Genomic DNA, 11199 nt, shown 5'->3' with positions numbered 1-11199 from the left:
AACTCAGTACAGAGCGGACGCGAGCTTGCGCCGCGCGGACACCACCAGCGGATCGGCCGCGTCGAACAACTCGAACAGCTCGAGAAGTCGAGTGCGCAGTGCGGTCCGGTCGTCGCCCGCACTGATCTTGATGCCGTCGATCAATCGAGCGAAAGCCTGTTCCGGCTGCTGAGCAGCCATCTCGGCGTCCGCGGCCTCGATCCGGGCCTGCACGTTCGCGGGATCGGCGTCGGCGATCTCGATGGCGTCAGGTGCAATATTCTGCACCCGAGCCAAGAACCTGACCTGACGCAGCGCCGCGACGGCGTCGGTGTTCTTCGGTTCGGCGTCGATGATCGCCTGGTATGCGGCCGCCGCCTTGTCGAAGTCGCCCTCGTCGATGGCTTCCTCGGCAGCGACGATTCTGGGGTCCTCGATCTCGGGTTCCGGTTCTGCAGCAGCCGCCCCGGGAGGCCCGGTGAGCTTTCCTGCAGTCGCCTGCTCGACGGCCTGCAGCCACTGACGCAGCTGCTCGTCCGACTGAGTTCCTTGGAAGTCGGCCAGCGGCTGACCGGCCGCAACGGCAACCACCGTCGGAATCGCTTGCACACCGAACGCTTGCGCGATCTGTGGATTGGAATCGACGTCGACGCGGGCCAGCACCCACGTGCCGCCTGCCTCGACGGCCAGTTGGCCGAGCTGTCGCGTCAACGCCTGCGATTGCGGGGAGCGGGCCGAACCGAGATCGACGATCACCGGGACCTGAGTGGATCGTTGCAGAACCTCGGCCTCGAATGTCGCCGCGGTCACGTCCACGATCGGTGCGAGTCCCCCGGATTCACCGGCGGGCTGGGCCGCGGGAGCAGGTGCCGGACGGTCCTTGAGAACGGACAGGTCGACAGCACCGGCGATCGAGGCGGGGACGGCAGCTGACGGGCGGACGGGAGGACGGGAACCGGGTCGAGTCACGTCCTACAGTTTGTCACTAACCCGATGCGCCATCCACTGGCGGGACGTTCGTTGTCGACGCGTTCACTCGGGCCGTCGGTACGCTGAGCTCCCCCAGACGTCCTGTGCGCACAGCCCAGCGCTCGAAGATCACACTTCCCAACGGCGGGATGCTGGCCAACAGCCCCAAGACGATGGTCTTCGGTTCCCATTTGAACTCACGTGCTGCAACAATGACCATGACCAGAAAGAGCACGAATACCGCGCCGTGGGCCATACCCGGGTATCGAACCGCCCCGTCGTTCGTGGGCGTGGGGATCCATTTGAATCCCATCGAGATCAGCAAAGCGATCCACGTCACAGCCTCGACGAACGCAATAAAGCGGAAGCGTTTTGCTGTGCTGCTCAGGTCGAAGAAGTTGGTCATGCCAACCATTGTGCCCGGTTTGCTACGACAGAACGTAGTGGCTCTGGTCTCACTCCCGACCAGAGCCACCGCGGTCCTACTTCTTCGGTACTCGAACGATGAGGGCGTCGCCCTGTCCACCGCCGCCGCACAGTGCGGCTGCGCCGACTCCGCCGCCGCGTCGCTGCAGCTCGAGGGCCAAGTGCAATGCGATGCGGGCACCGGACATGCCGAGGGGATGTCCGATGGAGATCGCGCCACCGTTGACGTTCACGATCTCCGGATCGATGCCGAGCTCGCGTGTCGAGGCGATTCCGACCGCCGCGAACGCCTCGTTGATCTCGACGACGTCGAGGTCCTTCGGATCGATGCCGTCCTTCTCGCACGCCTTCGCGATCGCCCGGGCCGGCTGCGACTGCAGCGTGGAGTCGGGACCGGCCACCACTCCGTGGGCACCGATCTCGGCGAGCCAGGTCAAACCGAGCGACTCGGCCTTTTCCTTGCTCATCACGACGACGGCGGCAGCACCGTCGGAAATCTGCGACGCCGATCCCGCGGTGACGGTTCCGGCCTTGTCGAAGGCGGGTCGAAGTTTGCCGAGTGAATCGACCGTGGTGTCGGCGCGGATGCCTTCGTCTTCCGTGACTTGGATCGGATCGCCCTTGCGCTGCGGAACGGACACGGCGACAACCTCGTTGTCGAATACGCCGTTCTTCCAGGCGGCTGCGGCTTTCTGATGCGACGCAGCAGCGAAAGCGTCTTGCTCCTCGCGGCTGATGGCCTCGGCACTCTGGTTCCGCTGCTCGGTGAGTGCGCCCATGGCCTGGTCGGTGAAGATGTCGTACAAACCGTCGTACGCGAGGTGATCACGCATCGTGACATCGCCGTACTTGAACCCGGCGCGCGACTTCTCGAGCATGTGCGGAGCCTGGGTCATCGACTCCTGCCCACCGGCGACGACGATCTCGAACTCGCCTGCGCGAATGAGCTGATCGGCCAGCGCGATGGCGTCGACGCCGGACAGACACACTTTGTTGATCGTCAGTGCAGGCACGGTCATCGGAATGCCGGCGGCAACGGCGGCCTGACGGGCCGGAATCTGGCCGGCTCCGGCGGTCAGAACCTGTCCCATGATGACGTAGTCGACCTGATCCGGCGCAACACCGGCCTTCTCGAGGGCACCCTTGATGGCGATTCCGCCGAGGTCCGATCCCGAGAAGTCCTTGAGTGCGCCCGAGAAGCGCCCGACGGGCGTACGAGCACCGGCAACGATGACTGTTGTGGTCACGATTTCCTCCGAAAGTGTGAAGACGGCCTTGTCGAGATCAACGCTCCGACGCCCCCTACCGATACCGGCCGGGCGGAGCACCGAAACGCAGCTGGCGCTAACGTCATGGCCATGACCTCCAGCACGCAGTCTTACACGGGAGCCCCGCTGCGCTCCGACCTGGTGACGGCTATCGACCACGTGGGTGTTGCGGTGCCCGATCTCGACGCCGCCATCGCCTGGTACACCGACCACCTCGGCATGGTCGCCGTGCACGAGGAGATCAACGAAGAACAGGGCGTTCGCGAGGCGATGCTCTCGTTCCCCGGTGCCGGAGAGAAGTCCGCTGCACTGCAGTTGCTCGCCCCGATCGACGAGTCGTCCACCATCGCCAAGTTCATCGGACGCAACGGACCGGGACTTCAGCAGTTGGCGTACCGCGTCACCGATATCGAGGAGATCTCGACCGAGTTGCGCGCCCGCGGCGTTCGGCTGCTGTACGACGCCCCGCGCCGGGGCACTGCCAATTCTCGGATCAACTTCGTCCATCCCAAGGACGCCGGTGGCGTGCTCATCGAACTTGTCGAGCCGAATCCCGACGCGCACTGATCGAACTCTGTGAACGAGCCGTATGGCTCTCTACTTGACTCACCGGTAAATTGACGGCCATGGCCATCGATCATGAGCGCACTTCCACGGTGCAACTTCCCTTTTCCATCGTCCGGAAGGGGTTCGATCGCGACGAAGTCACCAACTACTTCGAGCGGTTCGACGCCGAGCTCCGGCTGACGACCGCTGATCGTGATGCGGCCGCAGCCCAGGCTCGTGATCTGGCCAAGCAACTCGACGACGCGCGTGACGAGATCGACGAACTGCGCAAGGACATCGATCGCCTGTCGGTTCCTCCCACCACAGCGGAGGGTATGAGTGATCGCATCTCGCGCATGCTGAGGTTGGCCTCGGACGAGGCATCCGAGGTACGCGCCAAGGCGCACTCGGAGTCCGAGGAAATGATTTCGGTTGCGCAGCAAGAGAGTGCGCGACTGCGAGGACGGCATGAGTCACTGGTGGCCGAACTCGAAGAGCGCCGGACGGCGCTCGAGACCGAGCACCAGCAGACCATGGCGCAGGCGCGCACCGAGGCGGCCCGGGTGGTCGAGGCCGCGCAGGCCGAGCGCGACAAGCTGGCCGCCGAGTCCGAGGCCAAGCGCGCCAAGGTTCAGGAAGATTTCGAGATCACGATGGCCGAGCGCCGCACCAAGGTGCTGACCGCGCTCGAAGAACTCGAAGCGTCGAGCAAGGCCGATGCTGCCCGCCGCATCGAGGAGGCAACCACCGAGGCTGCTCGACGGCTTCAATCCGCCAGCGAACAAGCCGAACGGCGGATCGCCCACTCCAAGGAACTGGCCGAGGAGTTGCGTGTGCTGCGCAGCCGCGTACTCGCCCAGCTGCTCGGAATCCGTGGACAGCTCGATTCGGTTCCGGCCATGCTCGCCTCGGTCAACCGCGAGAGCGAACTGCTCGACAATCCCGACCCGACGGCAATCCTCAAGAAGGAAGAAGAGAAGGCAGCCGCGAAGGCCGAGGACGAGAAGGAATCGGCCGACTCGGCGTCCTGACTTCGCAATACACGCTGGGCCTCCCCCGCTACGACCACCTGCGGGTGAGGCCTCGCGTGTTTCGGCCGCTCCAACATCCGGTGTGCCAATGTCTACGGTTGTCCGCGCCCCCGAAATCGTCCGACGGCCACGCGACGATATGCGCGACGCCCGGCCGCACCTCGTGATCGCAGCCGGGACAGCGATACGTCTTGACCGCCTTGGCACCCGGGATCATCCGCGTCGTGTATGTGTCTCCATCCGGACCGACCTCGACCCGGTTGCCACCCAGTACCGAGTCGGTTGCCGGACCGAGATCACTCGGGCCGCTCCGATTCGGTCGGCGGGGTTGGTTACGACGGGGCACCCGTCCAGTGTAGAGAACAGGCCGATTCGTGCCGACAGTCGTCAGAAAAGACGGAACTCGGTGCTGTCGGTTCCCCGTAGGACGTCGTAGTCGAGTGTGAGACAACGAATGCCGCGGTCGGTGGCCAGCGTCTTCGCCTGCGGCTTGATGACCTGGGCAGCGAAGACTCCGCTCACCGGGGCCAGCAGCGGATCACGATTGAGAAGCTCCAGGTACCGGGTCAACTGCTCGACGCCGTCGATCTCACCACGTCGCTTGATCTCGACGGCCACTGTTCCGCCATCAGCGTTGCGGCACAGCAGATCCACCGGTCCGATAGCCGTCATGTATTCGCGTCGGACGAGGGTGTATCCGTCCCCCAAGGTGCTGACGTGCTCGGCCAACAACTCCTGAAGATGGGCCTCCACACCGTCTTTCACCAAACCTGGGTCTATGCCCAGCTCGTGACTCGAGTCGAGCTCGACGTCGTCGATGGTGATCCGAAGTTCTTCGCCCGCCTTGTTGGTGACGACCCATTTGATCGTCTCGTCTTCGGTGGTCTCGACCATCCAACACGGCGGAGACATCCAGTTGAGCGGCTTGTACGCGCGGTCGTCCGCATGCACGCTGACCGATCCGTCGGACTTCACGAGCAACAGACGGCGAGCCGACGGAAGGTGTGCGGTGAGACGGCCGACGTAGTCGACTTGGCAACGAGCAATAACTAAACGCACTCGACCACCATAAGGCAGGCTCCCCGTTAGTCTGTGACGACCATGCCGCAATTGAGACGATCTGCCGCTCCCCTGGGTTCCCGACTGCTCGGCGACACCTCCGAGTCCCCGCGCCGACGACGGGTTCGCATCCAGCTGTTGTTGACGGTCTTCCTCATCCTGTCGAACCTGATCGGCGCCGTCATCGTCGGTGTGTTGATCAGCGTTGTCGTGCCGGGACCGAACGTGCTCGATCCGAGCAAGTACTGGTGGGTCAACTACATCGTCGTACCGGTCTACGTGTTCGTGGCATTCGTCGTCGGTGCCGTCTGGGGCACCACGCACGCACTGCGAAGCTTGCGGTGGGCAATCGAAGACCGTCAACCCAGCCGCGAGGAGCAGGTCGCGACACTCGCAATGCCCTGGCGACTGACGCGAATCCAGATTCTGCTCTGGATCGGAGCCTTGCTGCTGCTCCCCACGATCGACGGGATCATCGACTCGGCGTCGATTCCCAAGGTTGCGTTCACCATCGCCGCAGGTGGCACCGTCGTCTGTGCGTTCAGCTACCTACTCAGTGAGTTTGCGCTTCGTCCCGCTGCCGCTCGGGCCCTCGAAGCCGGTGATCCTCGACGAATTCGTATTGCAGGCGTCATGGGCCGCTCCATCCTGTCGTGGCTACTGGGAACGGGCGTCCCGGTCAGCGGCTTGATGATCATCGCGATCTTCCGCTTCATCAACCCCGAAACCACATCGACTCAGTTGGCCATCTCCATCCTCGCGTTGGGTGGCATCACCATCGTGTTCGGACTCGCGTTGACCGTGCTGGGCGGCTTCGCGACCACATCCCCCATCAACAACGTGCGTGCGGGTATGGCCGAGGTGGAGAAGGGCAACATGGACGTCCGCCTTGCGGTGTACGACGGCACCGAACTCGGCGAGCTGCAGAGTGGCTTCAACCGCATGGCCGACGGTGTGCGCGATCGAGAGAAGATCCGTGATCTGTTCGGCAGACACGTCGGACACGAAGTTGCCGAGAAGGCGTTGCAGTCCGAGAGCGAACTCGGCGGCCAAGAACGCGATATCGCAGTGTTCTTCATCGACCTCGTGGGATCGACGGAGCTGGCGGCATCCCGGCCCCCTACCGAGGTCGTGGACCTACTCAACCGATTCTTCGCAGTCGTGGTCGACGAGGTGGACGAGCACGGCGGCTTCATCAACAAGTTCGAGGGAGACGCAGCGCTCGCTATCTTCGGGGCCCCGAACGAAATTTCCGACCACTGCGGCTCGGCACTGGCTGCAGCACGGGCAATTGCTCGACGGTTGTTGGTGGAAGTGCCCGAATGCAGCGCCGCTGTCGGCGTCGCTGCCGGACGGGCGGTTGCCGGCAACGTCGGTGCAAAGTCCAGATTCGAGTACACCGTTATCGGAGACCCGGTGAACGAAGCCGCTCGTCTCTCCGAACTGGCAAAGAATTCGCCCGGAGCCATCCTCGCGTCCAAGACTGCCGTCGACGGCGCTGCTGACGAGGAAGCACATCGTTGGGAATTCGGTGATGCAGTCACCCTTCGCGGACGGTCTGCGGAAACAGTTCTCGCAAATCCGAAGGACGTCAAGGTCGCGGAGGATCAGCCCGAAGCCGTTCGCGCCTGACCCGATCGTTGGGCTCAGTAGGTGTAGTGCCCTGCGTCCCTGCCGTTTTCATCACTGACGACTCGGCCGTCTTTTGCCCGGTCCCCCTCGCAAACGCGCTCGCGTTTGTCGAACGCTCACGAAATCGCTGACGATTCTGCGCGCGCCTCGCCAAGGCGAGCGCGTCTGCAGAATCCAGGTGTTGCGTAAGCCCGCGAACCTCGATCGCCACGCTTCGATAGCAGGACTCGACTTGTTGGGGTTCAGTCCGGTTCGGCGGCCCGCAAACGCGCGCGCATTTGTCAGGTGCGCGCAGTCTGGTGACGCTGTTCTGCTCGCGTCTCGCAAACGCGCACGCGTTTGTGACCAGGGTTGGCACCGACAAGTCAGCCGGCCGACCCGGCTGGGCATCGCCGATTCCCTTTGTCTACGGGAAATGCGCTTGCGTGTGCGAGGGAGGTGACAGTAAAAGGTCGGCGGCCGGCACTATTGGAGGCAACCAGCGGTGCTGACACCTCTGGATTATGCGAATGCGCGTGCGTTTGTCAGGTGCGCGCAGTCTGGTGTCGCTGTTCTGCTCGCGTCTGGCGAGTGCGCTCGCGTGTGCGACCCGGGTGGGGGCGAGACGCGCGGCCGCATCGCAATGATGGGACCTGCGGTGCAGATGTCGGAGCCCTGGAATTCAGGAATACCGACGACGGGCAAGGCCACGAATACTGTTGTGACAGTAGGTGGTTTCGAATGCAGACAACCCCCGACCGTGATGGTCGGGGGTTGTCTGATTCAAGTTGTGTTCGGCGGTGTCCTACTCTCCCACACCCTGTCGAGTGCAGTACCATCGGCGCTGGAGGGCTTAGCTTCCGGGTTCGGAATGGGACCGGGCGTTTCCCCTCCGCTATGGCCGCCGTAACTCTGCGAAACAGTTACACACGGAACACAACGGTCGTCACTGATGTCCACTGATCGCGGTTCGGTGAACGATGTTGGTTCATTCAATTGTGGGTACATCCTGAAACGTGTGTTGTTTCAGATATTGCACAGTGGACGCGTAGCTTCTTCGTGGTAAGTCCTCGGCCTATTAGTACCAGTCACCTGCATACATTGCTGTACTTCCAGTTCTGGCCTATCAACCCGGTGGTCTGCCGGGGGCCTTACCCCCTCGAGGGGGTGAGAAACCTCATCTTGGAACAGGCTTCCCGCTTAGATGCTTTCAGCGGTTATCCCTTCCGAACGTAGCCAACCAGCGGTGCTCCTGGTGGAACAACTGGCACACCAGAGGTTCGTCCGTCCCGGTCCTCTCGTACTAGGGACAGCCTTCCTCAAGTTTCTTACGCGCGCGGCGGATAGAGACCGAACTGTCTCACGACGTTCTAAACCCAGCTCGCGTGCCGCTTTAATGGGCGAACAGCCCAACCCTTGGGACCTACTCCAGCCCCAGGATGCGACGAGCCGACATCGAGGTGCCAAACCATCCCGTCGATATGGACTCTTGGGGAAGATCAGCCTGTTATCCCCGGGGTACCTTTTATCCGTTGAGCGACACCGCTTCCACTTGCCGGTGCCGGATCACTAGTCCCGACTTTCGTCCCTGCTCGACTTGTCAGTCTCACAGTCAAGCTCCCTTGTGCACTTGCACTCGACACCTGATTGCCAACCAGGCTGAGGGAACCTTTGGGCGCCTCCGTTACATTTTAGGAGGCAACCGCCCCAGTTAAACTACCCACCAGGCACTGTCCCTGAACCAGATCATGGTCCGAGGTTGAGGTATCCAATACGATCAGAGTGGTATTTCAACAACGACTCCACAGTAACTGGCGTCACCGCTTCACAGTCTCCCACCTATCCTACACAAACCGAACCGAACACCAATACCAAGCTGTAGTGAAGGTCCCGGGGTCTTTTCGTCCTGCCGCGCGTAACGAGCATCTTTACTCGTAATGCAATTTCGCCGAGTCTATGGTTGAGACAGCTGAGAAGTCGTTACGCCATTCGTGCAGGTCGGAACTTACCCGACAAGGAATTTCGCTACCTTAGGATGGTTATAGTTACCACCGCCGTTTACTGGGGCTTAAATTCTCAGCTTCGCCATTGCTGGCTAACCGGTCCTCTTAACCTTCCAGCACCGGGCAGGCGTCAGTCCGTATACATCGTCTTACGACTTCGCACGGACCTGTGTTTTTAGTAAACAGTCGCTTCTCACTGGTCTCTGCGGCCCACACCAGCTCAGGAAGCAAGTTCCATCACCGGCAGGGGCCCCCCTTCTCCCGAAGTTACGGGGGCATTTTGCCGAGTTCCTTAACCATAGTTATCTCGATCGCCTTAGTATTCTCTACCTGACCACCTGTGTCGGTTTGGGGTACGGGCCGTGTAACAACTCACTAGAGGCTTTTCTCGGCAGCATAGGATCACTGAATTCGCCTCAATCGGCTACGCATCACCTCTCAGGCTGTGTGAACGGCGGATTTGCCTACCGTTCGCCCTACAGGCTTACACCAGTACAACCACTGACTGGCCCAGCTACCTTCCTGCGTCACCCCATCGCTTGGCTACTACCAGATCAGGTCCCACGCATCCACCACACCCCTCACTCTCGAAAGAGATCGGTAACGTGGATTCAGGGTGGTTAGTATCACTGATTCACCATGGGCGCGGTTACACGGGTACGGGAATATCAACCCGTTGTCCATCGGCTACGCCTGTCGGCCTCGTCTTAGGTCCCGACTCACCCTGGGCGGATTAACCTGGCCCAGGAACCCTTGGTCATTCGGCGGACGAGTTTCTCACTCGTCTTTCGCTACTCATGCCTGCATTCTCACTCGCGCAGCCTCCACACCTGGATCACTCCGATGCTTCCATGGCTGCACGACGCTCCCCTACCCACCCACACACCTGGCTGAACCCTCGCAAGGATTCAGCGGGCTATTGTGTGAGTGCCGCAGCTTCGGTGGTGTACTTGAGCCCCGCTACATTGTCGGCGCAGGATCACTTGACCAGTGAGCTATTACGCACTCTTTCAAGGGTGGCTGCTTCTAAGCCAACCTCCTGGTTGTCTTCGCGACCCCACATCCTTTTCCACTTAGTACACGCTTAGGGACCTTAGCTGGCGATCTGGGCTGTTTCCCTCTCGACTACGAACCTTATCGCCCGCAGTCTCACTGCCACGCTCTCACTCACCGGCATTCGGAGTTTGGCTGATTTCGGTAAGCTTGTAGGCCCCCTAGACCATCCAGTAGCTCTACCTCCGGTGAGAAACACGTGACGCTGCACCTAAATGCATTTCGGGGAGAACCAGCTATCACGGAGTTTGATTGGCCTTTCACCCCTACCCACAACTCATCCCCTCAGTTTTCAACCTAAGTGGGTTCGGTCCTCCACGACGTCTTACCGTCGCTTCAACCTGGCCATGGGTAGATCACTCCGCTTCGGGTCTAGAACACGCCACTACACCACTAACGTGGATACGCCCTATTCGGACTCGCTTTCGCTACGGCTACCCCACACGGGTTAACCTCGCGACATGCCACTAACTCGCAGGCTCATTCTTCAAAAGGCACGCCATCACCAGCAACAGTAAACTGTTCACCAGCTTTGACGGATTGTAAGCGCACGGTTTCAGGTACTATTTCACTCCCCTCCCGGGGTACTTTTCACCTTTCCCTCACGGTACTAGTCCGCTATCGGTCACCAGGGAGTATTCAGGCTTATCGGGTGGTCCCGACAGATTCACAGCAGATTTCACGGGCCCGCTGCTACTTGGGTATCCACAACGACAGTTGCAATGTTTTCGTCTACGGGACTCTCACCCTCTACGACAGGCCGTTCCAGACCACTTCGACTAACACCACAATTTCTCACTGTCGGCCGATCCGGCAGAATCGACAATGCAAACCCCACAACCCTCCATACGCAACCCCTGCCGGGTATCACACGCACAAAGTTTGGCCTCATCCGCTTTCGCTCGCCACTACTCACGGAATCACTATTGTTTTCTCTTCCTGTGGGTACTGAGATGTTTCACTTCCCCACGTTCCCTCCACACACCCTATATATTCAGGTGCAGGTAACACGACATCACTCGTGCTGGGTTTCCCCATTCGGACACCCTCGGATCACAGCTCGGTTGACAGCTCCCCGAGGCTTATCGCAGCCTCCTACGTCCTTCATCGGCTCCTGGTGCCAAGGCATCCACCGTACGCTCTTCATTACTTACAACAAAGATGCTCGCGTCCACTGTGCAATTCTCAAACAACACACACACCCTCACGTCAACGCCGCCACCAAACAGTCACCACCACAAGCGAACTCGCAGC

General features: G+C 61.0%; 8 protein-coding genes and 2 rRNA genes. 3 read left to right on the top strand and 7 right to left on the bottom strand.

What is annotated here, in order from left to right:
* Nucleotides 1-3: 3 nt before the first annotated feature.
* The 3 genes from BH93_RS10190 to BH93_RS10180 form a co-directional block, all read right to left on the bottom strand.
* Nucleotides 4-891 carry a tetratricopeptide repeat protein gene (locus tag BH93_RS10190; RefSeq protein ID WP_037177767.1) on the bottom strand — a complete coding sequence of 296 codons (888 nt, stop codon included), beginning with the start codon at nucleotides 889-891 and terminating at the stop codon, nucleotides 4-6.
* A 73-nt stretch (nucleotides 892-964) separates the two neighbouring features.
* Complete coding sequence (locus BH93_RS10185; protein WP_197914590.1) at nucleotides 965-1363, bottom strand: DUF3817 domain-containing protein; 399 nt, start codon at nucleotides 1361-1363, stop codon at nucleotides 965-967.
* Nucleotides 1364-1430: 67 nt separating this feature from the next.
* Nucleotides 1431-2621, bottom strand: a complete 1191-nt coding sequence (locus BH93_RS10180; protein WP_037177142.1) for an acetyl-CoA C-acetyltransferase — start codon at nucleotides 2619-2621, stop codon at nucleotides 1431-1433.
* Nucleotides 2622-2726: 105 nt separating this feature from the next.
* On the opposite strand from BH93_RS10180, the gene mce reads away from it, so the two are divergent.
* Nucleotides 2727-3209, top strand: coding sequence for a methylmalonyl-CoA epimerase (mce, locus tag BH93_RS10175; RefSeq protein ID WP_371832089.1), 483 nt, complete (start codon nucleotides 2727-2729; stop codon nucleotides 3207-3209).
* Nucleotides 3210-3268: 59 nt separating this feature from the next.
* Entirely contained in the window at nucleotides 3269-4219 is a 951-nt protein-coding gene (locus BH93_RS10170) for a hypothetical protein (RefSeq protein WP_032375953.1), read from the top strand.
* Between the two features lie 28 nt (nucleotides 4220-4247).
* Here BH93_RS10170 and BH93_RS27925 read toward each other — a convergent pair whose 3' ends face one another.
* Together BH93_RS27925 and nucS are read right to left on the bottom strand one after the other, a co-directional pair.
* Nucleotides 4248-4565 (bottom strand): hypothetical protein, encoded by a 318-nt coding sequence (locus BH93_RS27925; protein WP_032375952.1) that lies wholly within the window; start codon nucleotides 4563-4565, stop codon nucleotides 4248-4250.
* Nucleotides 4566-4606: 41 nt separating this feature from the next.
* Complete coding sequence (nucS, locus tag BH93_RS10165; RefSeq protein ID WP_037177141.1) at nucleotides 4607-5278, bottom strand: endonuclease NucS; 672 nt, start codon at nucleotides 5276-5278, stop codon at nucleotides 4607-4609.
* 42 nt (nucleotides 5279-5320) lie between these two features.
* Here nucS and BH93_RS10160 point away from each other — a divergent pair, with 42 nt between their 5' ends.
* Nucleotides 5321-6910, top strand: a complete 1590-nt coding sequence (locus tag BH93_RS10160; protein ID WP_037177761.1) for an adenylate/guanylate cyclase domain-containing protein — start codon at nucleotides 5321-5323, stop codon at nucleotides 6908-6910.
* 771 nt (nucleotides 6911-7681) lie between these two features.
* On the opposite strand, the gene rrf is transcribed toward BH93_RS10160, so the two are convergent.
* Together rrf and BH93_RS10150 are read right to left on the bottom strand one after the other, a co-directional pair.
* Nucleotides 7682-7798 (bottom strand): 5S ribosomal RNA (rrf, locus tag BH93_RS10155).
* A gap of 149 nt (nucleotides 7799-7947) precedes the next feature.
* A 23S ribosomal RNA gene (locus BH93_RS10150) occupies nucleotides 7948-11101 on the bottom strand.
* Nucleotides 11102-11199 lie beyond the last annotated feature (98 nt).

Origin of the sequence: Rhodococcoides fascians A25f, from assembly GCF_000760935.2 — a bacterium.
Classification (GTDB): Bacteria; Actinomycetota; Actinomycetes; order Mycobacteriales; family Mycobacteriaceae; genus Rhodococcoides.
The sequence above is the reverse complement of the archived record's forward strand: the minus strand, read 5'-3'. Positions and strand labels throughout refer to the sequence as shown.

Coding starts and splice junctions, on each gene's coding strand:
- BH93_RS10160 (WP_037177761.1), top strand. CDS start 5,321: ATGCCGCAATTGAGACGATCTGCCGCTCCCCTGGGTTCCCGACTGCTC.
- mce (WP_371832089.1), top strand. CDS start 2,727: ATGGCCATGACCTCCAGCACGCAGTCTTACACGGGAGCCCCGCTGCGC.
- BH93_RS10185 (WP_197914590.1), bottom strand. CDS start 1,363: ATGGTTGGCATGACCAACTTCTTCGACCTGAGCAGCACAGCAAAACGC.
- BH93_RS10170 (WP_032375953.1), top strand. CDS start 3,269: ATGGCCATCGATCATGAGCGCACTTCCACGGTGCAACTTCCCTTTTCC.